Raw genomic sequence first — 24,942 nt, forward strand, 5'->3', positions numbered from 1 at the left:
GTAGCATCAGCATTATGAACCCGTTGCTGCTCGACCGCCTGCTCCAGATCGGCGACCTCTTCCAGCGCGACATGGCGCGGGCGTTCGACGGCACCGGCCTCACCACGGCACGCGTGCACCTGCTGTGGATGCTGCAGCACGCCGGGCCCTCGACGCAGCAGACGCTGGCCCGCCTGTGCGAGGTCACTCCGCGCAACATCACCGGCCTCGTCGATGCGCTGGAAGCATCCGGTCACGTGCGACGAACCCCGCATCCGTCTGATCGGCGGGCCGTGCTGGTGGAGCTGACCCCCTCGGCCACCGAGACGATGGCGCGGATGCAGAACGACCACGTCGAGCTCAACGCAACCCTCCTCGATGCCGTCGCCCCGGAGGATCGCGACGCCGTGGAGCGCGGCATCATCGCCATCGCCGACCACCTGGAGCAGCTCGTGACTCAGGCTGCGAGCGAACCAGGGAAGGATGCCCCGTGAGCGCCGAACCGAGCGTGAGTCGGGCGCACCAGCCCACCCCGCCGCCCACTCCGACGCGCACCGCCCGCATCCTCAACATGCTCCACCGCGCACTGATCGCCGAGCTTCGCGTGTACTCGAGCATCGGTCGCGCGATCGCCCGCCGTCCTGCGGTCCCGGAGGGCGGCACCGGCATCGGCTACCACCGTCCGGTGCTGACCGTGCTCATCATCTTCATCGTGCTGTCCGCCGTCGAGATCCCGATCCTCGATCTGATCGTGCACCCCTGGCCGGCGGTGCGCATCCCGATCCTCATCCTCGGGATCTGGGGACTGACGTGGATGATCGGGCTCCTGTGCGCAATGCTGCTGCGTCCGCATGCCGTGGCGCCGGACGGCATCCGAGTGCGGAGCGGCTTGGAGGTCGACGTCTTCGTCCCCTGGGATGCGGTCGCCTCGGTGGCGATCTCGAAGCGCGTCGACGAGCCGAAGCAGCCGCGCATCTCCGATACCGACCACGGAGCCGAGTACGCCGAGCGGATGCAGGACGAGACGAACATCGAGATCGAACTGGAGCGTCCGTTCGCGATCCGCCTTCCCGGCCTCGCGCCGCGCGGCGGAGAGCACCAGGTCACCAGCATCCGGCTCTGGGCGGATGAGCCGCGCGCGTTCCTCGACGCCGCCCGCCCGTTCCTGGTCTGAACGCGCACGCTCCGCCAGGTCGCCACGCGGCTCAGTCCAGTCCGCGCTCCGCGAGCCACTCCTTCGCGACCCGGGCGGGCGCGCGCACCAGCCACGCATCCGTGATGATCTCGGTCAGCCGATCGCGGTCGATGACGTCCAGACGCACGAGCAGCCCGGGGTAGCCGTCGAAGTGCGGGATCGTGAACAGAACCCCGGGTTCTGCGGCGAGCAGCGCCTCCTTCTCCTCGAGGTCGGCGACGCGCACTGCGAGCACCGTTCCCGCCGGCCATTCCCGCCCGAGTTCCGCGAGCTGCCGCAGGTCGGTCGCGCTCGGGCCGCGGAGCCACGCGAACTGCCCGCTCTTCAGCCGCCACGCCGCCTCGCCGGTATGGCCGCTCACCGCTTCCTCGGCGCCCGGGAGGGTGAGGGCGATCGTCCGCGCGTCGTCGATGCTCGCCATCCCGCCATCGTCGCGCACGCGGACGGCCGCCACAACAGACAGACACGCGAGCGCGCACGCGAGATCAGGCACCTGCGCGAGATCAGGCACTTCCGCGGGCGTTCCGCCTGATCCCGCGCTTCCGCCTGATCACACGCCTTTGCTCAGCGCAGGATGCGCAGCGTCCGCACCTCGAACGGGCGCAGCTGCAGTCCTCCACCGACCCGCGCGTCGTCGATGTCGTCTTCGATCAGGCTCACCTCACGCACCTCGCGGTGCTCGAACCCGACCGAGAGCTCACCGGTCGCGCGTCGTCCGAGTGCCTCGTACACGCGCACGATCACGTCGCCGGACCCGTCGTCGGCGAGCTTGACCGCCGACACCACGATGCCCGCGCCCCGCACCGACACCAGCGGCTCGACCTCGCGCGCACCGCGCACGACGCTCGGGAGCGCGTTGATCCGAATGCCCTCGGCCGTCGCGATCGCCGCATCCGCTCCGATCACGAAGCCGACCTCGATCTCGTGGTGACCGTGGTCGGTGTCGGGATCGGGGAACCGCGGCGCCCGCAGCAGCGACAGTCGCACGGTCGTCGTCACGGCGTCGTCCGACACCTCGCGCGACGTGTCGTAGCCGTAGATCGAGTCGTTCACGAGGGCGACGCCGAAGTCCTGCTCGCGCACCAGCACGAACCGGTGCATCGAGGTCTCGAACTTCGCCGCCTCCCAGCTGGTGTTCGTGTGCGTGACCCGTGACTGGTAGCCGAACTGGGTCTCGGCGTCGGTGTGGGCGGCCTGGATGTCGAGCGGGAAGGCGAGCTTGAGGAGCTTCTCGGTCTCGTTCCAGTCGATCTCGTTGCGCAGCAGCACGGTCCGCGAGTCCGGCTGCAGGATGATGCTCTGCTCGATGGTCGACTCCGAGAACGGACGGACGACCACGATCTTCGCGGACCGACCGACCACCGAGGCCTCGATCGACGTGACGGCGGTGAGGTCGTCGACGCTGTTGCGGTAGTACCGGTCGATGTCCCACGCATCCCACATGTTCGGGAAGTCCTGGTGCAGCTGGAACAGGTTCGCCGCCTTGCCCGCCGCCACCGCTTCACGCCCTGAAGCCTTGTCGACGGCCGAGACGATCAGCCCCTCGGCCGAGACGAGCACGGAGACGAGCTCGTTCTCGAGCCGCCAGCCACCGTCTTCCTCCGTGAGCGACACCGGCGCCGCCGTGGGCTCAGCCACGAACGCCGCCCCGAGGGCGCGTCCGCGACCGACCGACGTCGGCTCGAACTGCAGCTCCCGGTCGCCCTCGCCCGCGAGCGAACGGCGGGCGGCATCCGCGATGCCTTGGGCGTCCGAGAGCACGTCCGACAGCACCGCGACGGCCTCACGGTGCACCCACGCGATCGAGGTGCCCGGCAGGATGTCGTGGAACTCGTGCAGCAGCACGGCCTGCCACAGGCGGTCGAACTCGGCCTGCGGATACGCGGCGCCGGTGCGCACGGCATCCGTCGCCGCCCACAGCTCGGCCTCGATCAGCGCGTGCTCCGCCCAGCGGTGCAGCGCCTTCGTGGCGTGTTGGCTGGTGAGTGTGCCGCGGTGCAGCTCGAGGTACAGCTCGCCGACCCAGACGGCCGGATGCGGCAGCTCGGCCTTTGCGGCATCGAAGAAGACGTCCGGATGCTCCCACACGACCTGCGCGCTGCCCTCGAGGTCGCGCAGACGCTCGGCCTTGCCGGTCATCTCACGGGTCGTGCCGCCACCGCCGTCGCCCCAGCCGACCGGGGCGATCGACCGCGAGCTGAGCCGGTTCTCCTTGAACTGACGCGAGGCCTTCGCGACCTCCATGCCGCTCAGCTGCGAGTTGTAGGTGTCCATCGACGGGAAGTGCGTGAACACCTGCGAGCCGTCGATGCCCTCCCAGAGGAAGGAGTGGTGCGGGAAGACGTTCTGCTGGTTCCACGAGATCTTCTGCGTGAAGAACCACTCGAACCCGGCACGGCGCATCAGCTGCGGCAGAGCCGGCGAGTAGCCGAAACTGTCCGGCAGCCACACGCCCTTCGACCGGATGCCGAACTCGCGCTCGAAGAACCGCTGGCCGTGCGAGAACTGCCGCACGAGCGACTCGCCCGTCGGCATCACGGTGTCGGACTCGACCCACATGCCACCGAGCGGCAGGAAGCGCCCGGCGGCGACGGCGGCCTTGACCCGCTCCCACACCTCGGGGCGGTGTTCCTTGATCCAGGCGTACTGCTGCGCGCTGGACATGCCGTACTGGAACTCGGGCTGCTCCTCGATGAGCGTCGTCATCGACGAGGTGGTGCGCGCGACCTTGCGGATCGTCTCGCGTACTGGCCACAGCCAGGCGGAGTCGATGTGCGCGTGGCCGACGGCCGAGATGCGGTGCGCGCTGGCCTCGGCGGGCGCGGCCAGCACGTCGGCGAGGCGGGCACGCGCGTCGCCCGCGGTCTCCACGATGTGCTGCAGGTCGAGAACGTCGAGTGCGTCGTCCATCGCCTGCAGGATGCGCATGCGCCGCGGCGAGGTCGCCGGCAGTTCGGCCTGCAGCTCGAACAGCACCTCAAGGTCGAGCGACAGGTCGAAGACCTCCTGCTCGAACACGGCCAGGTCCATCCGCCGCGCGCGGTACAGCGGCTCCTTCGAGGAGGTGAGGATGTCGCCCTCCTGTGTCGGGAGGAAGGGGTGGTAATCCAGCAGCACCGGGTTGGATGCCGCCTCGAGATACAGCTCGACGGGCTCGTCACCCTCGGCCGTCTCGGTGATCGGAACCCACTGGTTGCGCGGGTTGATGCTCTTCACCGGGATCGGGTCGGATCCTGCGGCGTTCGGACGGTAGGCCAGGGCCTCGCACTGGAAGCCGGTCATGTTCACGTCGAAGCCGAGGTCGATGAGCGCTTCGACCCGGCGCCCCGCCCACTCGGCAGGCACGCGTCCGGTGAGCCTGAACCAGGTGGTGCCCCAGGCGGGACCCCAGGGTGCGCCGACGACACCGGGCTCGAAGGCGAGTGCGAGTCCCTCGGCGGGCGCGATCGGCTCGCCGGGCAGTTCGTGGATCTCGACGTCCAGCGGCACGGTGGCCGAGTGGATCGCCGGGCGGATGCGCTCCTCGAGGACCCGCTTGACGCGGCCGACGGTGAGCGAGGTGTCGTCATGCATGGGAATCTCCGGGCTCGACGGTGAGTGCTGGTCCGCGGCGCGACGGGCGACGCCGTGTTGATGCTATCGGATTTACTAAAACGATCTAGTAAGCAAGTCTAAACGCATCGTCACTTCTTCCGCGAGACTAAATCGATCAAGTATTGTGAGGGACTATGACTCCGGCGAAACGCGTCACCATCGCCGACATCGCGCGCATGGCGGGAGTCTCCCCCGGCGCCGTCTCGTTCGCTTTGAACGGCCGCCCCGGTGTGAGCGACGAGACCAGACAGCGCATCCTCACGATCGTCGAGGAGAACGGCTGGCAGCCGAGTTCAGCGGCTCGTGCCCTGGTCGGGGCGCGCGCCAACACGGTCGGATTCGCGCTCGCCCGACCCGCCCGGTCGCTCGGCTCCGAGGCCTTCTTCACCGACCTCATCGCCGGTATCGAGTCACGACTGTCGGAGAGCAAGGTGAGCCTGCAGCTGCGGCTGGTCGCCGACATCGCGGAGGAGATGGAGGTGCACCGGCAGTGGCGCTCCTCCAACCAGGTCGACGGCTTCATCTTCATCGACCCCCGCGACGGCGACCCCCGCGTCGGGCGTATCGAAGCTCTCGACGCACGGGCCGTGATGATCGGCTCCGAACCCGCCCCCGAAGGCTCGGTGCCGAGCGTCTGGATCGGCGACGACACCGTCGCCGAGACCCTCTTCTCCTACCTCGCCGCCCTCGGGCACGCCCGCATCGCCTATGTCGCCGGCCCCGCCGAGCTCGAGCACACGCGACTTCGCGCCGAGGTGCTCGAGCGCATGGCCGCCGATGGCCTCGAGGGCGAGATCATCACCACGGACTTCTCGCCCGCGCGCGCCTCCGCCGTGACGCGGGCGCTGCTGTCGGGCCGGCAGCATCCGACCGCGATCGTCTACGACAACGACGTGATGGCGGTCGCAGGTCTCCGCGTCGCACAGGAGATGGGCCGCGCCGTTCCGCGCGACGTCTCCCTCGCCTCGTTCGACGACTCGGTCATCGCCGGTCTCATCAACCCGTCGATCACGGCGATGACCCGCGACACCTTCGAGCTCGGCGAACGCGCCGCCACCCTCCTGCTGCAGCAGATCGAAGCGGGAGTGAACCTGCCGAGCGTCGAGGGCCCGACGCCCGTGCTCACCGCGCGCGAGAGCACGGCTCCACCTGCGCGCACGGCCTGAGCAGCCGTCAGCCCTGGACGACGGTGTTGACCGAGCCGTAGGGGTCGACGACGTCGGCCGACAGGTCGGGACGGATGAGACGACGGATGCCTCGCGCGTCGAGCGCTGCGGGGTCGAGCGCGTCGCGCGATGTGACCAGCGCCGGATCGAGGCCCGCGGCGCAGGCATCCACCCAGGCCTGGAACACCGCACCGCCCGGGCTCAGCGCCGCTCGACTCACCGGCACCTCGCGGTCGTCGACGTCCACCACGATCGCCGTGTCCCGCACGGGCGGCGCGACCCGCTGCCGAAGCTCCGGGATGAGCTCGGCGAGGCGGCGCCCGATGGGCTTCGCCGCACCGTCCTGCCCGATCAGACCGAGCGAGTACTCCAGCTCGGGGAAGTCGCCGAGGTCGCGGCTCACGTCGTGCGAGCACCACCAGGTGATGCCCCAGAGGTTCTCGGTGCGCGCCGCCGAGCGCACGGTCGCCTCCAGGAAGCCCGGCATCTCGTCGTCGGTGAGGCAGTTCGACGGAGCGCCCACCTCCTGCAGCCACACCACCCGGTCGGGGTCGGTCGCGAAGGCTCGAGAGAGCTCGATCAGGTACTCGGCATGACGATCGGACGCGACGGAGCGGCCGCCGTAGCGCTGGGCGGTGCCGTTGAAGATCCAGGAGTGGATCGTGGTCATGGCCCCCAGCCGCGACGCATGCGCCGGGGTGAAACCGTGGCCGTCCATGTACCAGACGGCGTCGTATTCGCTGTGGACGTGCGGGAGCCCCGGCGCCGCAGCCTCCGCCGCCGCCAGCAGAGTCGAGATCCAGCCACCGGCCTCGTCCTGCGTGACCGGCCACGGCGACGGATGCGTGTGCGCGGAGAACTGGTTCGTCTCGTTGCCGAGCGTCAGACCGAGGAAGTTCGGCGCATCCCCCAGCGCCCGCCCGAGCCGATCGACGAGTGCGACCTGACCCTCGAGAGCGCGGGGATCGGTGAACATGTTCTTGTCGTGCCACGTGTACAGCCACGACGGGACGAAGTCGAAGCTCGAGAGGTGGCCCTGGACCACGTCGATCCCGGCATCCATGCCGAACTCGCCGGCGATGTCGACCACGGCGCGCACGTCGTCGATCGCCTTCTGCCGGATGAGTGTGCGGTTCGGCTGCAGCACGGTCCACAGCGGGAAGACCCTGACGTGATCGAGCCCGAGCTCGGCCAGTGCGGCGAAGTCACGGCGCACGTCGTCGGGAGTGAAGTCGAGCCAGGAGTGCATCCAGTCCTTGGACGGCGTGTAGTTCGCCCCGAACCTCAGAGGAGCATCGAGGGCGCCGCGCTGCGTCATGTGTCAGACCTTTCGGACGTGCCCTTCGAGGAGGGCGGAGTTCGCACCACTATAACGCTTGAGCAACAAGGCGCACCCATCTTCTGCCAATGGCCCCAAGGCCCGCGCGTGCGGGCCTTGACAGGCGCGGAATCGGATGGTTTCATCTGCTAAAGCGTTCCAGTGCCATTTTCATGGACGGAAGGCAGAATCGCCCGCCTCGAGGAAGAAGCACGATGAAGATTCGGACACGCATTGCCGCCCTGGCAGGATTCAGCATCGGCGTTCTGGCGCTGACGAGTTGCACCGGGGGTGGCGCCACCGCCGGTGACGCGGGCCCCATCGACACCTCGGGCGACCTGAGCGGCACCATCCAGTTCCAGACCTGGTCGCTCAAGAACGAGAAGTTCACCCCGTACTTCGAAGACCTCATCGACGCGTTCGAGAAGGAGCACCCCGACGTCACGGTCGAGTGGCTCGACCAGCCGGGAGACGGCTACCAGGAGAAGATCCTGAGCCAGGCGAACGCCGACACCCTCCCCGATGTGCTCAACCTGCCGCCCGACATCGCGTACCCGCTGGTCGCGGCGGGCAAGCTGGTCGACCTCGAGACCGCCGACCCCGATCTGAAGTCCGCCTACAACACGGGCGCCTGGGACGCCTACAGCCAGTACCCGGGGATGGAAGGCACCTTCGGCCTGCCCTGGTACCTCTCCAGCGACGCCTCCTGGTGGAACCTCGCACAGCTCGCCCCCTTCGGCGTCACCGAGGAGAACCTGCCGACCACGGTCGACGAGCTCCTCACGCTTGCGAAGGACGTGGCCACCGAGTCCAACGGCAAGGTGCAGCTCCTCTCCTCGATCCCGGCCCTCGACACCTTCACGGCCGCCGGCATGGAGGTCATCAACGATGAGGGCGAGTTCGACTTCAACACCGACGAGGCCGCGGCGATCATCGACAAGTACGCCGATGCGTACGCCGCGGGTGCGATGCCCGCGGAAGCCCTGACCGGCGACTACGGCGGGAACGCGGAGGCGTACATCCAGGAGAAGGTCGCCTTCACCACCGGCGGCACCGGCTTCACGACCGACCTGCAGAAGGACGCACCGGCGCTGCTCGAGAACACGGTGGCGACCCCGCGACTCGGTGTCGCACCGCTGTACGTGCAGGGTCTCAACGTCTCGGCCGACTCCGACAATAAGGAAGCCGCGCTCGCCTTCGCGGAGTTCGCGACGAACCAGGAGAACCAGGTGGCGTTCTCGTCCCTCGCCGTCGGCACCGCCCCCGGCACGGCCGAGGGTGGCGACGAGGTCGTCGACAACATCGCCGCCACGGTCACCGACCAGAAGCAGCTGGCGGCGATCGACACGGTGTTCGGCGCGATGAAGGACGCCAAGGCGCTGCCGTTCCAGTGGACGTCCGACATGGCCACCTACATGACCCAGCAGATCGCCCTCGCGGTCAACGGCGAGGCGGACGCGAAGGCTCAGCTCGACAAGATCGTCGAGTACGCCAACGCCAACCGCGTGGACAAGTAAGCCATGCGCGCGAGCACCGGCACCCCGGCCGGCAGGAAGGCCACGATGAGATCCCACCGGTGGTTCACACCCTGGCTGCTCCTCGGGCCCGCCGTCGCCTGGGTGCTGGTGTTCGCGCTCTGGCCGTTCCTGAACACGGTCTTCCTCAGCTTCACCGACGCCAAGCCCCTGCGGACGCCTGAGTTCGTCGGCGGCGCGAACTACGAGCGCATGTTCGGCGATGAGATGTTCTGGAACGCCCTCACCACGTGTCTCATCTACGTGGTGGTGTGCGTGCCGCTGCTCACGATCCTGCCGCTGCTGCTCGCCCTCCTCGTGCAGAAGAAGCTCCCCGGCATCTCGTTCTTCCGCACCACGTTCTACTTCCCCGTGATCGCCTCGGTGGTCGTGGTCGCCCTCATCTGGACCTGGCTGTTCGACAGCCGCGGCATCATCAACCAGACGCTCGAGTTCCTCGGGCTGGTCGACAAGCCGATGGCGTTCCTCGTCGACCGGTGGCTGCTGCTCGGCTGCGCCATCCTGCTCACGGTCTGGAAGGGCCTGGGCTACTACATGGTCGTGTATCTCGCGGCGCTCGGGAACGTCGGCAAGGAGCTGCACGAGGCGGCGATGCTCGACGGCGCCGGCTCCTTCCGTCGCTTCCTGTCGGTGACGATCCCCTCGGTGCGCGGTGCGATGCTCCTCATCTCGGTGCTCATCGCGGTGTCCGCCATGAGGGTGTTCGCCGAGCTCGATGTGCTCTCCAAGAGCACGGGCGGCCCGGGCGGATACGACATGTCGCTCGTGATGCTCATCCGCCAGGTCGGCTCCGGCCTCAACGGGAACATCGGATACGCCTCCGCCATCAGCGTGGCGCTGTTCCTGCTCACCCTCATCCCCCTCGTCGCGATCGCCGTCATGAATCGCGAGAAGAAGGCGAAGGTCTCCGCATGAGCACACTCACGCCGCCCCGCTCGACCGACGACGCCCGCCCCTCCGAAGAGCTGTCGGCACCACCCCGGGAGCGCATGTTCCGCCGCCGCGGCTCCGGCGACTTCAGCAAGCCGACCCTCGGCGGGCTGATCGGTCGATACGCCCTCCTCCTCTTCGTGCTCGTGCTCGTCATCGGGCCGTTCATCTGGCAGCTGTCGACCTCGTTCAAGGGGCCGCAGGAGAACATCTACTCGTTCCCACCCGAGCTCATCCCGCGCGAGCCGACGCTGCAGAACTACAGCAGGGTCGCCGACATCGTGCCGGTGTACCTCTATGCCTGGCACTCGCTGCTCGTCTCGGTCGGCACGGTCGTCAGCAACGTGGTCCTGGCGACGTTCGCGGGCTACGCCCTGGGCTGCATGAGGTTCCGCGGCAAGTGGATCGTGATGGCGATCCTGCTGTCGACGCTGCTCTTCCCCGGTGAGGTGACGGTGACCAGCAACTTCCTCACGATCCGCGCTCTGGGGCTGGCCGACACCCTCTGGGGCGTCTTCCTCCCCGGCGCGATCAGTGCGATGAACGTGCTGCTGATCGCCACCGCGTGCCGCATGATCCCCAAGGACGTGCTGGATGCCGCGACCGTCGACGGCGCGACGACCTGGCAGCGCATCCGGCACATCGTGTGGCCCAACATCCGCGGAATGGTCTCGGTGGTCGCGATCTTCGCGTTCATCGGCGCCTGGGACGACTACCTGTGGCCGCTCATCGTGCTCTCGGATCCGTCGAAGTACACCCTGACGGTGGGCATGGCGTACCTGAACAGCAGCTTCTCGGTCGACCCGCGCCTGATCGCCGCCGGCACCATGATCGCGCTCGTGCCGATCGTCATCATGTTCTCGTTCACGCAGCGGTTCTTCTTCAAGGGCGTGCAGGAGGGCGCGATCAAGGGGTGAGCGCCGCGCATCTGACGCTGGCGGACGGGCCGGCAGATCCTCCCTCGTCCCGTCCTCGTGCGGGCGTGCTGCCCGGCGCGGTGTACGCCTTCGCGTTCGATCCGGCCGCCGGCGAGCAGCGGATCGATGTGCCGGGGCTCGCCGACCTCGAGATCTCCTCGGACACCGTGCTGCACTGGGCGTTCTATGCCGACGGCCCCGCAGCGACGCTCGCCCCGCACGCGGCGCTCGCCGTGACGGTGGATGTGCGCTTCCCCGAGGGAACACGACTGAGCGAGGCTTCGGCCGTGCGCGATCGCTACGACTTCCCCGTCACGGCGCACGCCCAGTTCGATGCCCGGTGGAGCCTGCCCGAGCAGTGGAACGCCGACACCGTCTCCCTCGCCCCGTTCGCACGCCGCAGCGGCACCGTCGAGATCGTGCTCGGCACCGCATCCCTCCCCGGTGCCCCTGACCTCCCCGCGCGGTGCGCCGGGTTCGTGCAGGTCGTGGTCGAGGAGCGGGCTCCCTCCGCCGACCTCGCCCCCGTCGAACGGGTCGACACCCGGCGCGGGTCGCATTCGGGCCCGCGGTTCTCACGCGGCAACACCATCCCGGCGGTGGCGATGCCGCATGGGTTCACGTTCGTCACCCCGGCGACCGACGCGGAGGACGCCCGCTGGCCGTATCGGCCCTTCGTGCACGACGATCCTCAAGGTCGCCGGTTGGAAGCACTGCAGTTCTCCCATCAACCGAGCCCGTGGATCGGCGATCGCTCGGTGCTGCAGCTGATGCCGTTCCTCGGCCGCCCCGCCTCGTCGCACGCGGCTCGCCGGCGTTGGATCGTGCCCGGCACCGAACGCGGCCGGCCGCACGAGTACGCGGCGGAGCTCGGCGACGACCTGCGCATCGAGATGACGGCGACGTCGCACACGGCCGCGTTCCGCGTGCGCAGTGCGGATGTCGACGCCCCGGTCGGGTTCGTCATCGATCAGCTGACCGACGACGGATGCCTCGACTGGACCGATGACGGGGGCTTCGAGGGTTGGATCCCTGCGGGCCCGGAGGATTGGGGCAACGCACCCCGCTGCTTCTTCGCCGGATCGGTGCAGCAGGCTCCGCACGGCGAGGAGAACACTGACCGTGGACCACTCCACGACGGTGGGCGGGGCAGGGTCGCGGGATACATCGGCGGACGCGGGTCGCTCGAAGTGCGCATCGGCATCTCCTTCCTGTCGGTGGAGCAGGCCCGGCATGCCCTGAAGACCGAGGCTCCTCCGACGACCGCCTATGAAGAGCTGCGAGACGCGGCCGCCGCATCCTGGAATCGCCTGCTGTCGCGGGTGACGATCCCCCCGTTGCCCGAAGCCGACGCCCCGTACCGATCGCTCGCCGACGAGGAGAATCGGGCACGGATCGCCGCCGCGCTCCACCGGATGCACCTGTACCCCAACAGCGCGGCCGAGAACGCCGGGACAGCGGAGGCGCCCGTCTGGCGGTTCGCCGACGTGTTCGCCGCGCGCGAGTCGCACGACGGGAGCGGAGTTCCGCCGGCCGTCGACGGCGAGCTCGTCGTCAACAACGGCTTCTGGGACACCTATCGCACCGAGTGGCCGGCACTCGCCCTGCTCGACCCCGCACTCGCCGGGCGGCTCCTCGACGGTCAGCTCGAGCAGTACCGTCGCGGCGGTTGGATGGCGAGATGGAGCGCACCGGGCTATGTCGACAGCATGGTCGGCACCTCGAGCGACCAGATCTTCGCCGATGCCGCCCGTTGGGGCGTGGGGTTCGACCGCGTCACGGCGTTCGAGAGCGGCTGGCGGAACGCGTGCGAGCCGGGGCCGGACGCGCGCCGCGGCCGCAAGGGCATCGCGAGGGGCCGATTCACCGGATACATCTCCTCGAACGTGCCCGAGGGCATGAGCTGGAGCATCGAGAACGCGGTGAGCGATGCCGCGCTCGGGAGGCTCGCGGCGCAGCTCGCCCGAGAGGTCGCATCCGATTCTGCATCCGAGACCGAATCCGCTGCCGCGCGCTATCGATCCTTCGCCCGATACTTCGAGAATCGCGCCCGGTCGTACCGCGCGCTGTTCGACCACGACATCGGGTTCTTCCGCGGCAGGGACTGTGAGGGCGGCTTTGCCGCCACCGCATTCGATCCGCGGTCCTGGGGCGGCGACAACGTCGAGACCAACGCCTGGGGCATGTCGGTCGGCGCCGTGCACGGCGGCGCAGGCCTCGCCGACCTCTACGGAGGTCCCGCCGGTCTCGGACGCCACCTCGACGCCCTGTTCGCAGAGCCGGAGACGGCCGACGAGCGCTTCGGCGGTGCGTACGGCACCGTCATCCATGAGCAGCGGGAGGCGCGGGCGCTCCGTGCCGGGATGTGCGCGATCTCGAACCAGCCGGCGCACCACATCCCCTTCATGTACGCGTTCAGCGACCGGCCGTGGAAGACCGCCGGTACCGTGCACGACCTCGCCGGACGCCTGTTCGCCGGCGCGCACATCGGCCAGGGGTTCCCGGGCGACGAGGACAACGGCGAGATGAGCGCCTGGTGGCTGTGGGCCGCGCTCGGGCTCTATCCGCTGGAACTCGCCTCTGGCCGGCTGCGGATCGGGTCGCCTCTCTTCGACGACGTCCGTGTGGATCGCGGCGACGGCTCCTCGCTGCGCATCCGGTCCGTGCGGAGTGAGCCGTCGGCGCGCATCCTGCAGCGGGCTCGCCTCGACGGGGTCTCGCTGCCGACGGCCGAGCTGCCGATCGACGCGCTCGTCGGCGACGCCGTGCTGGAGCTGGAGTTCGGGATCGACCCGGCCACCGCGCTCGAACAGGCCCCTTCCGCCGGAGACGTCGCGGTCTGGCGGGCGGATCTGACGTCCGGCCCCGGTCACCTCATCGCCTCGCCCGAGACGGTCGCTCCCGAGCGGATCTTCGACGACGGTTCGCCATCGGGTGATGCCGGCGTCATGCTGCGCCCCGGGGAATGGGTGGGATGGCGGTTCGGGGAGCCTCGAGGCGTCACCGACGTCAGCGTGACGCTTATGGTGGCTGCGACATCGTCATCGTCCCTGCGGTGGGAGGCCGAGGGGACGGATGGCCGGTGGATGCCGGTCACGATGACGCACAGCGCGGAACTGCCGGCAGACCGCACGACGCCCTTCACGCTGACCTCGCCGATCGTGACCTCGGCACTCCGCGTGCGGGCGGTGGCCGAGGTCACGATCCGTCAGCTCGAGTTCTTCGACCTGGACTGATCACTCAGGTGGACTGATCACGGCGTCAGGACGAACGGCACCTCGGTGCGGTTGCCGGCGACGTCGAACACCTCGAGCGTGTTCGCCCCGGCGACGGCGCCGAAGACGCCCGGCTTCACGAAGTTGAGGTCGCTCCACTTGTCGTCGGTGAGATTCTTCTGCACGCCGTTGACGGACACGCGGTCGATCTTTCCCGCATCGTGGAGCTTGAAGCTGACCTTCGAGTAGCCGCCGTCCGTTCCGGTCGTGAATGGTGTGCCCTTCTTGACGGTCACGGTGGGGGCCGTGGTGTCCTTCGGCGCGGCCCGGTACTCCGTCGCCTCGCCCTTGAGATGCTGCGTGATGCCGGAGAGGAGGTCGGACTGATCCGTCGCCGTGAGGTTGTACGCCACGTAGACGCCGTAGCCGTCGGAGACCGTGCGCTCGGCGAAGTCCGTCGCCGTCGCCGCGCTCACGTTCGAGAGGTCGATCGCCGCTGCTCCGAGGCGGGACCTGTCATCGAGCCCGAGAACGGTGGGTGCGTTGTAGGTCGGGTAGTACGGGTTCCAGGCGTAGTCGAGCACCGCCGCGGCGTCGAACAGGCTGAAGTCCGTCACGGTGTACGTCTCGCCGATCGCGTACAGGCTGATGATCTTGTCGGGACCGAGACGGTCGCGGAGTGCCGTGGCCAGCCATCCGAACGACTGAGCGTTGGGCTGCGGGGTCCCGTTCGCCCCGTAGTTCGTCCACTCGTCGTCGAAGTCGATGCCGTCGAGCCCGTAGGTCGTCACCGCATCGGCGAGCTGCGCGGCGAACGCATCCGCCTGCTCATAGGACGTGAAGTTCGCGAACCCCGCCCCCTGATGATTGCCGAGCACCGAGAGCAGGACCTTCGTGCCGCGCGCCTGCACCGGGCGGATCTGGTTCTCCGCGTCGTCGAGGGTCTCGGTGACGCGCTCGTTGAAGTGCAGGTACGCCTTCTCACCGTCGTAGTTGATGTTGGCGGCGAAGATCATCGCCAGGTCGACGGCCGGTCGACCTGACTCGGCGAGCGTGTAGTCGGCGACGTTCGCTAAATCGTTCGAGTTGACTTCGACATAGACGGCGAGCTGCGGATCTTCCCCGGGCTTCTCTGTCGCGGCGGCCGGCGACACGGCGACAGCGCCCGAAGCCGCGAGCGCAAGACCCGCGACGGCGGCGAGCCCCTTTCGGAACCGGTGAATCCTGACGTGCGGCTGACTCATGGCAGATCGTCTCCTTCATCATCGATATCGAGATCAGGCCGCATCGGCGCGACCTGCGGCCGACTATATCGCTTAAGTGAACGGAGGTGAAGAACCGCTATCGAGAGGCGAACTTTCGTTCTGCACCGAGACGTGGGCCCAGGGCTGTGCCCACAATTGGCGGCCTCCCGGCGTCGCGACACCGGAATACCGTGACAACGTGGGCACCCGGATTCAGACTGGAGGCATGCACTTGAACGACCCACAGGTATGGACGCTGATCGGGGTGTTCGCCGCCGTCATGCTCGGTGGCATGACGCTCATGACGACGCAGCTCAGCCGAGTGATCCGCGCCGAGGTCGGCCGAGTCGACGCCACCCTCTCGGCGCGCATCGACGGCGTCGACGCACGCCTGGGGCGCATCGAGTCGAAGGTCGACGACCTCGACAAAGAACTCACGAACCTCGCCGTGCGGTTCTGGCGGTCACAATAATCCACCGCCGGTTCAGACCGCGACGTCTCCCACGAGGTTGACCTTGATGCCCATCCCGGCGAACATCGCGGCCTTCGCGATCAGGGCCTTGTCGGCTGTCTCGGCATCCGGAGCGTAGACGAGCTGCGCATGGTTCGCCTTGTGGCGAGCCATGAACTGGTCGCGGGAGACGCCGTGCAGCACGACGTGCGCGATCGGCCACTCCGGGTTCGTTGCGTCCTTACGGCGCTGGGTCTCCTCGGCCGGCAGCTCGACGACCGAGGCGCGGAAGATGTCGGCCTGCAGAATGCCGTCGGCGATGAACACACGCGACAGCACGATCTCGCCGGGCTTCGAGACACCGTTGATCGTGGCTCCGCCCGCGGGGAAGAACACGTGCCCCTGCCGCCAGCCCTCGGCGTTCTGCCATCCGCCCAGGTGAGATGCCGGAACCGAGCCCGAGATCTCGTAGACCCAGACGAACTGTCCGTCGTACTCCTCGCCCCAGCGCACATCGTGCAGGGTGTTGTCGGGCACGAGGCCCATCGCACGCCAGACGCGGTCGGTCACGAGCGCATCGACCGCGACGCCCTCATCGGCCTCGTTGAAGTGCGGGAACGCGCGCCCCTCGTGCAGCACCCGCGAGCCGTCGCGCGAGGTCACCGGGGGGCGTTGGGTCGAGTTCAGGATGCCCTCGGCCAGGTCGGATGCCGGCACCAGGTCCTTCAGACCCTGCTGGTACTGGATGCCGACCGCATCGAGTCCGAAGTCGTCGGCGATGCGGAGCGCGGCGATGTACATCTTCAGCTGCCACTGCACCTGCTCACGGGTGAGCTCGGTGGTGGCGTCCTCGCCGTACCGGAAAGTCATGCCCGCGTCGATCAGCCAGTCGTAGGCGGCGTCCGCCTCGGCCTCGGTGACCTCGAGCATCTCGGCGTACAGCGCCGACTGCGACAGCCGCTCCTTGTAGATGCCCGTCTGGTTGAGCAGCTCGTCGTCGAAGATCGCGTTGTACATGCCCATGCAGCCCTCGTCGAAGACGCCGATGATGGCCTTCTCGGCGAGGAGCTCCGCGGCGAGCGCCTCGCCCAGCTGCTTCTCGGGGCTGTCGGGCAGGGCGGGAAGCGCGCGCACGTGCGAGGCGTCATGGGTGATGGCACCCGTCTGCGTCCACTCCTCAATGCCCGCCTTGAACCAGTCGTCGGTGTAGTCGACGGACCAGGTCGTGGCGTAGGGCTTGCCCATCTTCGTCAGGCCGGCATTGAGGCCGAGGAGTCCGACGAGGCCGGGCCAGTCGCCGGCGAAGTTCGCGACCGTGAGGATCGGGCCCTGGTGGGTGCGGAGGCCGGCGAGCACGTGGTGGGAGTACTGCCAGTTGGCGATCGCCACGACCAGCGGGGCATCGACCGGGATGTCCTTGAAGACCTCGAGGCCCATGCGCTGGCTGGAGATGAATCCGTGACCGGTCTCCGGGTCGACGCCGAAGGGCCGGATGACCTCCCAGCCGAGGTCCGCGAGCACGCCCGTGACGCCGGCCTCGAGCTCGACCTGGGTGGGCCATCCGGCGATGTTCGCGGATTCCCGCAGGTCGCCCGAGGTGATGAGGTACGCCGTCTGCGGAGCGACTGCCGGACGGGATGCCCGTGCGGGCAGGGTGTAGGTGGTCATGATGCCTCCGGGTTGGGGATGGGTGTGGTGCCGCGCTGCTCGGCGGCGAGTTCATGGACGACGCCCTTCGTCGCGTCGTACAGGCGCACGTACCGGTCGAAGAGGGTGTCGTAGGCGAGGCGCAGGTCGGGGTTCGGGGTGATGCGCTCCGTGATGGGGTTCCAGTCGGTGATGAGCGGCCGTTCGCCGTCGGCCGCCACGGCGACGGCGGCCAGGAAGGCGGCGCCGTAGCTCGCACCGATCGTGGTCTGCGGCACCTCCTGCACGAGACCGGTGACATCGGAGACGATCTGCAGCCACAGCCGGCCCTGCGTGCCACCGCCGACGGCGACGATCCGGCGGATATCGGCGCCGGCGGCCCGCATGGTCTCGACGTTGTGCCGCACACCGAGCGCTGTGGCCTCGAGCGCTGCCCGGTACAGGTCTCCCCTGGCGTGCTCCAGAGTCAGTCCGGCGATCACGCCCCGCGCGTCCGGGTCCTGGATGGGAGTGCGTTCGCCGGCGAAGTACGGGAGCATCAGCACACCCCGGGCGCCGACCCCCGATGCCTCCGCCTCGGCGAGGAGTTCGGGATAGTCGGTGCCGGTCAGCTCCTTCAGCCAGGCGGTCAGCGCGCCGGACGTCGAGAGGCCGCCGGCGAGGTTGCGGGTTCCGGGGAACGCCCCGGCCGTGGTCCACATCGACGGTGTGCGCAGCGCGGGCTCCCCCGGCGTCACCGCGTTGGTGAACACCATGAACATGGTCGTCCCGTACATGAGCATGAGGTCGGCCGTCTCGTGCGCGCCGACGCTGACGGCCTCGGTCCAGGCGTCGATCGTGCCCGTGATGACGGGCGTTCCAGCCGGGATCCCGGTCGTTTCGGATGCCTGCACGGTGACGGCGCCGGCGATGTCGCCCGCCCAGGCCAGGCGCGGCTGCACGATCGTGGTGGCGTAGCGACCCCAGAACGGGGCATGCCACCTCTCGCTCTCGATGTCGTAGAGCGGGGAGACCTGGCTCGCGGACTGGTGGTCGAACACGTACGCGCCGGTGAGTCGACGGACGAGCCAGGATGCGGGCATGAACAGCCGGCGGGCGCGCGCCAATGCCTCCGGCTCCTCCTCGGCGATCCAGGCGATCTTCGGACCGCCGGCCTGCGAGGTGAGCACCGAGCCTCCGATGCGCGTGATCTCCTCGACGCCGAGCTCGGCGGTCATCCGCTCGATCTGGGCGGAAGCGCGGGTGTCGACGCCGTAGAGGATCGCGGGCCGGACCGGCTGGTCGTTCTCGTCGGCGAGGAGGATGCAGGGACCCATCCCGCTGACACCCACGGCGACGACTTCCGCGTCGGGGTGCGCCGCGAGCAGTTCGCGGGCGATGTCGACGAACTCGTCCCACCAGATCGCGGCATCCATCTCCACCCAGCCGGTGCGCGGCCGGGAGACGTCGTGCGTCCGGGTGGTGGTGGCGATGATGGTTCCGTCAGCCGCCACGAGCACGCCTTTGGTGCTCGATGTGCCGACATCCACCCCGAGGGTGCATCGCATGGTGTCCTCCTTGATCACGCCTGAGGAGATCGTAACTGAAATCGATTTCACAACGCAAGCAAGAATGATGGTTGCGTATGCAGTCGGCCGACGCCAGGCCGGGATCAGTTCGACGTCAGGCCGAGCGTGGGGCTGTCGCGTGGCGGGTCTCGCCCCGCAGCACGACCGTGCGCGGGGCATGGGTGTCGCCGGCGATGCGCTCGAGGAGCATGCGCGCCGCGGTGACGCCCATGTGCCGGGCGGGCAGCCGCACCATCGTGACGGCGGTCGGCGAGAGCGTCGTGAAGGGCAGGGATCCGACGACGGCGACCCCGACGGCCGGCGGGGTGAGTCCGTGCTCGGTGAGCACCTGGATCGCTCCGACGCCGATGAGGTTGTTCCCGGCGACCACGGCGTCGGGCGGCTCGGGAAGGGCGAGCAGCTCTTCCATCGCCGCACGCGCGCCGTCGACACGGAAGGTCGCGAACCGCTGCAGCTCGTCGATGTCGGCCGAACGGCCCGCCGCTGCAAGGGCCTCCCGCCATCCGGCAGCGCGCTCGGCCGCGGTGTCGATGTCTTCCGGACCGCCGATGTAGGCGATGCGTCGGTATCCAGCGGCGATCAGGGACTCGGTCGCCGCGACGCCCGCCTCGCGGTTCGCCATCACGACCACATCGAGCTCGTGACGCGTGGCGCGGTCGACGGCCACCACCGGCCGACCCGTGGAGAGGATGCTGTCGAGATCCGTCTCCTTCGACGCGGCCGCGATGATGACGCCCGACATGTGCTCGGCGATCGCGATCTGCAGGTATGTCGCCTCTTTGACGGTCTGCGAGTCGGAGTTGCAGAGCACCACCGAGTATCCGGCTTCGGAAGCTACATCCTCGACCCCGCGAGCCATCTCGGTGAAGTACGGGTTCTCGATGTCGGGGATGACGAGCGCGATGACCTCGGAGCTCTGCGTGCGCAGGGTGCGCGCGGCGCGGTTCGGCGTGAAGTTCAGCTCCTCCGCCGCAGCCCGCACGGCCTCGATCTTCTCGGGCGAGACCCGGGTGCCGTTGAACACCCGCGAGACGGTGGCCGGCGAGACGCCCGCACGCCGCGCGACGTCGTAGATCGTGGTCATTTCCCGCCCTCTGCTGCCCGGATGCTTCACCCTACCGGCCTCCCCGGACGACGCCCGCGATCACACGTCACGAGCCCGCGCGGGCATCCTCCTCGGCGGTGACCGCGATGTTCTCCTGCAGCCGGGCGAAGACCGCGTCCAGGCGCGCGCGCCCGTCGTCGTCGAGCGCCGGGAGCGGGGATCGGCAGTCGCCGAGCGGCACCGACAGCTTGCCGCCGAGGTACTTGGCCGCACCGAACACGCCCACCTCGACCATGCCCTCGACGGTGTCGTTGATGCGCACCTGCACGGCGCGCGCTCCCGCGAGGTCTCCCGCGTCGAATCGCCGCCGCAGCGAACGGAAGAGCTCGATCTGCAGACTCACGGTGGTGCCGATCGCTCCGCGGGCGCCGATCGACAGCGCCGGCAGGTAGAACTCGTCGAAGCCGTTGATCAGGGTCAGGTGCGGGTAGCGGCGGAGGATCCGCTCGGCGCCGTAGAGGTTGCGCGAGGTGTGCTTGACGCCGATCACCTGCGGCAGCGCGAGCAGCTCGTCGAAGCCGCCCTCCGAGATGTCCCGTCCCGTGAACTGCGGGATGTTGTAGAGGATGAAGGGAAGCTCGACCGCATCGATCACGGTGCGGAGGTGCCGCACGACATCCGCGGTGGAATAGCCGTAGTACAGCGGCGGGATCATCGAGATCGCGCCGACCCCGGCATGCTTCGCCGCGGCGGCGATGCGGACCGCCTCTCCCGTCGACATCGCTCCGACGTGCGCGACCACGGGCACGCGCTCCGCGGCAGCCGTCACCGCGGTCTCCGCCACCGCGATGCGCTCGGCCTCGGAGAGCAGCACGCCCTCGCCGGAGGACCCGCAGATGTAGAGGCCTTCGACGCCGCGGCGGATGTCGGCGTCGAGCATGGTCGCGAGCGCGCCGAGGTCGACGCTCTCGTCTCGGCGCATCGGGGTGACCGCCGCCGTGAACAGACGCGTGCCGAGCAGGTCGCTCACCACGCGGTCCATCCGCCGTCGACCACCAGGTTGGAGCCGGTCATGTACGTCGAGGCGTCGGACGCGAGGAAGACCAGGGCGCCGTTGTACTCGTCGGCCTCGGCCATGCGGCCGATCGGCATCCGGGCGATGTAGTTCGCCTGGAACTTCGCGTCCTGCGTGTCCCGGCGGACGCCCGAGGGCGTGAGCGTGTTGACGCGGATGCCCGCACGCCCCCAATACGTGGCGCAGTAGCGGGTGAGGTTGTAGAGCCCCGACTTCGCGGCCGAGTAGGCGACCGGCTTGATGAAGGGGATGCCGGTGTCCTCGGCCTTGTAGGCGTAGATGTCCTGCACGGGAGACACCATGCCGTAGATCGACCCCACGTTCACGATCGAGCCGCCGACGCCGGCGTCGCGCATCCGCCGGCCCGCTGCCTGCGTCACGAGGAACGTGCCGACGAGGTTGGTGTCGACGACCTCACGGAACACCTCGACGGGGAACTCCTCGAACGGTCCGGAGACCTCGGGCGGCGCGCTGGGCTGCGTGTCGAGACCGGCGTTGTTGACGACGACGGTCGGCACACCCCAGGTCTCGGCGACCCGGTCGAGCCCGGCGTCGACGCTGGCCTGGTCGGTGATGTCCATCGCCACGGCGAGCAGCCGCCCGTCCGGGTCGTCGATGCCGAGGCGCGCGGCGGGATCGGCCACCTCGCTACGGGAGGTCACCGCGACGCGCGCGCCCCGCTGGTGCAGCGAGCGGACGAATTCCGCTCCGATCTGGCCGAAGCCGCCGGTCACGACGACCACCTTGTCCCGCACCGAGAAGAGCGGGTCGAGTCCTTCAGACATGTATCGATACTCCAGATTGCAGGGCGGTCAGCCCTTGACGGATCCCGCGGTGAGCCCGGACACGATGCCGCGCTGCGCCCACAGGAAGAAGATGATCGCGGGCAGCGCGAACAGCAGCGCGCACAGCATGACGACGTTCATCGGCGTGTAGAACTGCCCGAGGAACGACGACAGCCCGACGGACGCCGGCCACAGGTCCGACGACGAGATGAACGTGTTCGCGAACATGAACTCGTTCCAGCCGTCGAAGAACGCGATGACGGCCGCGGCCGCGATGCTCGGCATGATCAGCGGCAGGACGATCGTGGTCAGGATGCGCAGGCGAGAGCACCCGTCGATGCGGGCAGACTCCTCGATCTCGTACGGGATCTTGTCGATGCCGCTCTTGATGATGAACATGCTCACCGGCATCACGAACGCGGTGTCGGCGAGCACGAGCCCCCAGTGGCTGTTGAGCAGCCCGGCGCCGGCGAAGATCGCGTACAGCGGGACGATGATCAGCGCCTCGGGCAGCATCTGGGTGCTGAAGAAGATGAAGCCGGCGACGCCGCGGCCGTGGAACTTGTACCGGCTGAGCGCATAGGCGGCCATGGTCGCCAGCACGAGGCTGAGGATCGTGGTGCCGGCGGCGATCACGAACGAGTTGCCGAGCCAGCGCAGGATCGGGATGTCGGAGAGGAAGCCGCCCCACTGGCCGATGTTCTGCACCTCGGGGAGCAGCGGCTGGCTACCGCCGTAGAGCGACGCCTCGGTGCCGAGTGAGGTGGCCAGCATCCAGTACACCGGGAATCCGGCGAAGACGACCAGCAGCGTGATGAGGACGGCCTTGCCGAGGCTGCCGAACTTGGCGCCGATCCCGCGGCGACGCGGGAGATCGGTGGGGATGCGCACGGTGGTCATCGCTGGCTCTCCTGACGTTCTTGGATCTGCTCGACGATGAAGTAGACGACCGTCACCAGCAGCGACAGCACCAGACCGAGGGCGCCGATCGCTGCGGCCCGTCCGAGGTTCTGATCCTGGAACGCCGTGCGGTAGACGTTCACGACGAGCGTGTTGGTGACGTCGAGCGGCCCGCCACCGGTGATCAGGAAGATGATCTCGAAGCGCCGGATCGACCAGATCGTCATGAGCAGCGTGATGACGCGGACGGTCGGCATGATGTGCGGCAGGGTGACCGCACGGAAGGACTGGAAGCGCGTGGCGCCGTCGACCCAGGTCGCTTCGCGGAGCTCGTGCGGCACGCTCTGCAGGGCGCTGAGCATGACCAGCATCACGAGCGGCGTGAGCTTCCAGACCGTCGCGAGCGTCACCGCGAACAGCCCGTACTTCGGATCGACGAGCCAGCCGTGCTCACCGAGACCGAGCGCTGCGGTGGTGCGGTTCAGGATGCCCTGCTCGTTGTTGTAGATCCAGACGAAGATGAGGGCGGCGGCCACCGTCGGCACGGCCCACGGGACCGTGGCGATGGCGCGGATGATGCCTCGGCCCTTGAACGCGGTGTTGAGCAGCAGCGCTCCGGCCGTGCCGATCCCGACCGAGAAGACCACTGTGAAGAGCGTGTAGAGGAGGGTCGTGATGACGGACGACCAGAACTTGTCGCTCGAGAGCAGGTACTCGTAGTTCTCCATGCCGACCGGCCGTCCCCCGGAGGGGTTGACGAGCTTGGTCGCGGTGAACGACAGCAGCACGCCGCGGATCAGGGGGAAGACCGTGAAGATCGCCAGGTAGGCGATCGCCGGGAAGAGGAAGAGGTAGGCGCCGTTGCGCTCGATGAAGCGTCCGATCGCGCCGGTGTCGCGGCGTCGCCGTGGCGGCGAGGCAGAGGGCGTCGTGGGACGCGCCTCGAGCGTGGGGGTGGCCATGGCCGGGGGTCCTTTCGCGTGTCGCAGGGATGACCGAGGGGCGGGCGACGGGGGTGAAGCCCGCCCCTCGGAGTGCTCAGCCGAGCTCGGCTTCGAGGCTCTCCTGCACCTCGGCGAGCTTCGACTTCACGTCGCCGCCGTTGACCCGCAGGTCTTCGACCGCGGTGAGGACCTCACGCCAGACGACCTTGCTCTCGGTCTCGAAGCCCTCGACGAGGGTCGACTTCGAGGTCTTGGCGGCTTCGAGGAACTGCGTCGCCCACGGGTTCGCCTCCAGGAAGGCGGCGTCCGGCTCGACGTCGGTGGCCATGGCCGAGGCGCCGAGGCCCGCGCGGATGGCGGTCTGGCCCTCTTCGCCGAGCACCCAGCGCACGAAGTCCTTGGCGGCCTCCTTGTTGTCGCTGTTCGCGTTGACGGCGATGATCAGCTGCGAGTTCGAGCCGGGGTTCGCGAGGGGCAGCGGAGCCGCGCCCATGTTCTGGCCGTTGACGGCGTTGTCCGGGTTACTCGTGATGGTCGTCGCGACGCCGGAGTTCTCGAACAGCATTCCGACCTGCCCCTGGCCGAACTTCGCGCGGAAGGTCGACGCGTCGTCGCCGATGGGGGCGACGCCCGAGGCGAACGTCTCGAGGAACGCCTCGACGGCCTCGACGTTCTCGGCCTTGTCGATGGTCAGCTTCTTCCCGTCGCTGAGTTCGCCGCCGAATCCGTAGATCCAGTTGGCCATCTCCAGCGTCCAGCCGTCGATCTCGGCGGTCTGGTGACGGCCGGCCCAGCCGGCGATCCCCAGCTCATCCTTGATCGTCTTCGCCGTGGTGAGGAACTCGTCGAACGTCGTCGGAACCTCCAGCCCCAGCTCGGCGAAGATGTCCTTGTTGTAGATGACGGTGCTGTAGGTCGGACGCTCCCAGTTGAAGCCGTACTGCCCGCCGTCGAAGACTCCGGCCTCGTTCGTGTTGTTCAGGGAGTCGCCGAGCTCGTCGGCGATGTCGTCGAGCGGCTCGAGCACGCCGGCGTCGACGAGCGAGGCGAACTGGCTGTCCTGCAGCACCATGACGTCGGGGCCGCCGCCGGCACCTAGCTCGGTGCTGAGCTTGTCGGCGTAGTTCGCGAACGGGATCTCGACCTTGGTGAGCTCGACGTTGTCGTCCGGCCCGGTGTAGCCCTTGACGGCGTCCCAGATGATCGGGCCCTTGCCGTCTTCGAGGAACTGCCAGTTGGAGAACGTGAGCTCTCCCCCGGCGCTCCCGGCATCCGCTGAGTCGTCGCCGGCGGCGCAGCCGGCCAGGGCGATGGTCGCGACGGCGACGAGGCCGGTGATCCGCAGCGCGCGTGCGCGGCGGGACGGGTGTGCGTGGTTCGACTTCACTGTTCACTCCTTTGGGCAGCAAGTTCTATGCGACGGTGCATCCGAGT

At 68.6% G+C, this 24,942-nt stretch carries 20 protein-coding genes; 8 read left to right on the top strand and 12 right to left on the bottom strand.

The window, feature by feature from the left end:
- Positions 1 to 14: 14 nt before the first annotated feature.
- Both ACWGO6_RS06980 and ACWGO6_RS06985 read left to right on the top strand, forming a co-directional pair.
- Complete coding sequence (locus tag ACWGO6_RS06980; RefSeq protein ID WP_136042410.1) at positions 15 to 473, top strand: MarR family winged helix-turn-helix transcriptional regulator; 459 nt, start codon at positions 15 to 17, stop codon at positions 471 to 473.
- Complete coding sequence (locus tag ACWGO6_RS06985) at positions 470 to 1,153, top strand: hypothetical protein (RefSeq protein WP_240745101.1); 684 nt, start codon at positions 470 to 472, stop codon at positions 1,151 to 1,153. The genes ACWGO6_RS06980 and ACWGO6_RS06985 overlap by 4 nt, the downstream gene beginning before the upstream one ends.
- Positions 1,154 to 1,184: 31 nt before the next feature.
- Here ACWGO6_RS06985 and ACWGO6_RS06990 read toward each other — a convergent pair whose 3' ends face one another.
- Together ACWGO6_RS06990 and ACWGO6_RS06995 are read right to left on the bottom strand one after the other, a co-directional pair.
- Positions 1,185 to 1,595 carry an MmcQ/YjbR family DNA-binding protein gene (locus ACWGO6_RS06990; RefSeq protein ID WP_168429586.1) on the bottom strand — a complete coding sequence of 137 codons (411 nt, stop codon included), beginning with the start codon at positions 1,593 to 1,595 and terminating at the stop codon, positions 1,185 to 1,187.
- A 143-nt stretch (positions 1,596 to 1,738) separates the two neighbouring features.
- Entirely contained in the window at positions 1,739 to 4,747 is a 3,009-nt protein-coding gene (locus ACWGO6_RS06995; protein WP_452326269.1) for an alpha-mannosidase, read from the bottom strand.
- A 155-nt stretch (positions 4,748 to 4,902) separates the two neighbouring features.
- Here ACWGO6_RS06995 and ACWGO6_RS07000 point away from each other — a divergent pair, with 155 nt between their 5' ends.
- On the top strand, positions 4,903 to 5,934 hold the full coding sequence (locus tag ACWGO6_RS07000; protein WP_452326270.1) for a LacI family DNA-binding transcriptional regulator: 1,032 nt from the start codon (positions 4,903 to 4,905) through the stop codon (positions 5,932 to 5,934).
- 7 nt (positions 5,935 to 5,941) lie between these two features.
- On the opposite strand, the gene ACWGO6_RS07005 is transcribed toward ACWGO6_RS07000, so the two are convergent.
- Positions 5,942 to 7,252 carry a glycoside hydrolase 5 family protein gene (locus tag ACWGO6_RS07005; protein ID WP_452326271.1) on the bottom strand — a complete coding sequence of 437 codons (1,311 nt, stop codon included), beginning with the start codon at positions 7,250 to 7,252 and terminating at the stop codon, positions 5,942 to 5,944.
- 215 nt (positions 7,253 to 7,467) lie between these two features.
- Here ACWGO6_RS07005 and ACWGO6_RS07010 point away from each other — a divergent pair, with 215 nt between their 5' ends.
- Genes ACWGO6_RS07010 through ACWGO6_RS07025 form a run of 4 tightly spaced genes read left to right on the top strand, consistent with a single transcriptional unit; the run spans position 7,468 to position 13,870 of the window.
- Positions 7,468 to 8,769 (top strand): ABC transporter substrate-binding protein, encoded by a 1,302-nt coding sequence (locus ACWGO6_RS07010; protein ID WP_452326272.1) that lies wholly within the window; start codon positions 7,468 to 7,470, stop codon positions 8,767 to 8,769.
- Positions 8,770 to 8,772: 3 nt separating this feature from the next.
- Complete coding sequence (locus ACWGO6_RS07015; RefSeq protein WP_452326273.1) at positions 8,773 to 9,702, top strand: carbohydrate ABC transporter permease; 930 nt, start codon at positions 8,773 to 8,775, stop codon at positions 9,700 to 9,702.
- Positions 9,699 to 10,634 (top strand): carbohydrate ABC transporter permease, encoded by a 936-nt coding sequence (locus tag ACWGO6_RS07020; protein WP_376101351.1) that lies wholly within the window; start codon positions 9,699 to 9,701, stop codon positions 10,632 to 10,634. Before ACWGO6_RS07015 ends, ACWGO6_RS07020 begins: the two co-directional genes overlap by 4 nt.
- On the top strand, positions 10,631 to 13,870 hold the full coding sequence (locus tag ACWGO6_RS07025; protein WP_452326274.1) for a GH92 family glycosyl hydrolase: 3,240 nt from the start codon (positions 10,631 to 10,633) through the stop codon (positions 13,868 to 13,870). Before ACWGO6_RS07020 ends, ACWGO6_RS07025 begins: the two co-directional genes overlap by 4 nt.
- Before the next feature lie 17 nt (positions 13,871 to 13,887).
- On the opposite strand, the gene ACWGO6_RS07030 is transcribed toward ACWGO6_RS07025, so the two are convergent.
- On the bottom strand, positions 13,888 to 15,093 hold the full coding sequence (locus ACWGO6_RS07030; RefSeq protein WP_452326275.1) for an endo-beta-N-acetylglucosaminidase H: 1,206 nt from the start codon (positions 15,091 to 15,093) through the stop codon (positions 13,888 to 13,890).
- A gap of 226 nt (positions 15,094 to 15,319) precedes the next feature.
- On the opposite strand from ACWGO6_RS07030, the gene ACWGO6_RS07035 reads away from it, so the two are divergent.
- Entirely contained in the window at positions 15,320 to 15,565 is a 246-nt protein-coding gene (locus ACWGO6_RS07035) for a hypothetical protein (RefSeq protein ID WP_452326276.1), read from the top strand.
- Between the two features lie 12 nt (positions 15,566 to 15,577).
- On the opposite strand, the gene ACWGO6_RS07040 is transcribed toward ACWGO6_RS07035, so the two are convergent.
- From ACWGO6_RS07040 to ACWGO6_RS07075, 8 genes are all read right to left on the bottom strand, one after another.
- Positions 15,578 to 17,212 (bottom strand): fucose isomerase, encoded by a 1,635-nt coding sequence (locus ACWGO6_RS07040; RefSeq protein ID WP_452326277.1) that lies wholly within the window; start codon positions 17,210 to 17,212, stop codon positions 15,578 to 15,580.
- The gene (locus ACWGO6_RS07045; protein ID WP_452326278.1) at positions 17,209 to 18,738 is read right to left on the bottom strand and encodes an FGGY-family carbohydrate kinase; all 1,530 of its coding nucleotides are present in this window, start codon (positions 18,736 to 18,738) and stop codon (positions 17,209 to 17,211) included. Before ACWGO6_RS07045 ends, ACWGO6_RS07040 begins: the two co-directional genes overlap by 4 nt.
- Positions 18,739 to 18,853: 115 nt before the next feature.
- Positions 18,854 to 19,843 (bottom strand): LacI family DNA-binding transcriptional regulator, encoded by a 990-nt coding sequence (locus ACWGO6_RS07050; RefSeq protein ID WP_452326279.1) that lies wholly within the window; start codon positions 19,841 to 19,843, stop codon positions 18,854 to 18,856.
- Between the two features lie 67 nt (positions 19,844 to 19,910).
- Complete coding sequence (locus tag ACWGO6_RS07055) at positions 19,911 to 20,834, bottom strand: dihydrodipicolinate synthase family protein (RefSeq protein WP_452326280.1); 924 nt, start codon at positions 20,832 to 20,834, stop codon at positions 19,911 to 19,913.
- Positions 20,831 to 21,664, bottom strand: coding sequence for an SDR family oxidoreductase (locus ACWGO6_RS07060; RefSeq protein WP_452326281.1), 834 nt, complete (start codon positions 21,662 to 21,664; stop codon positions 20,831 to 20,833). Before ACWGO6_RS07060 ends, ACWGO6_RS07055 begins: the two co-directional genes overlap by 4 nt.
- A gap of 27 nt (positions 21,665 to 21,691) precedes the next feature.
- Positions 21,692 to 22,564 (bottom strand): carbohydrate ABC transporter permease, encoded by an 873-nt coding sequence (locus ACWGO6_RS07065; RefSeq protein WP_136042396.1) that lies wholly within the window; start codon positions 22,562 to 22,564, stop codon positions 21,692 to 21,694.
- Positions 22,561 to 23,526, bottom strand: a complete 966-nt coding sequence (locus ACWGO6_RS07070) for a carbohydrate ABC transporter permease (RefSeq protein WP_452326282.1) — start codon at positions 23,524 to 23,526, stop codon at positions 22,561 to 22,563. The genes ACWGO6_RS07065 and ACWGO6_RS07070 overlap by 4 nt, the downstream gene beginning before the upstream one ends.
- 76 nt (positions 23,527 to 23,602) lie before the next feature.
- Positions 23,603 to 24,895 carry an ABC transporter substrate-binding protein gene (locus tag ACWGO6_RS07075; protein WP_452326283.1) on the bottom strand — a complete coding sequence of 431 codons (1,293 nt, stop codon included), beginning with the start codon at positions 24,893 to 24,895 and terminating at the stop codon, positions 23,603 to 23,605.
- Between the last annotated feature and the right edge of the window lie 47 nt (positions 24,896 to 24,942).

This window comes from Microbacterium sp. NPDC055665 (genome assembly GCF_053618035.1).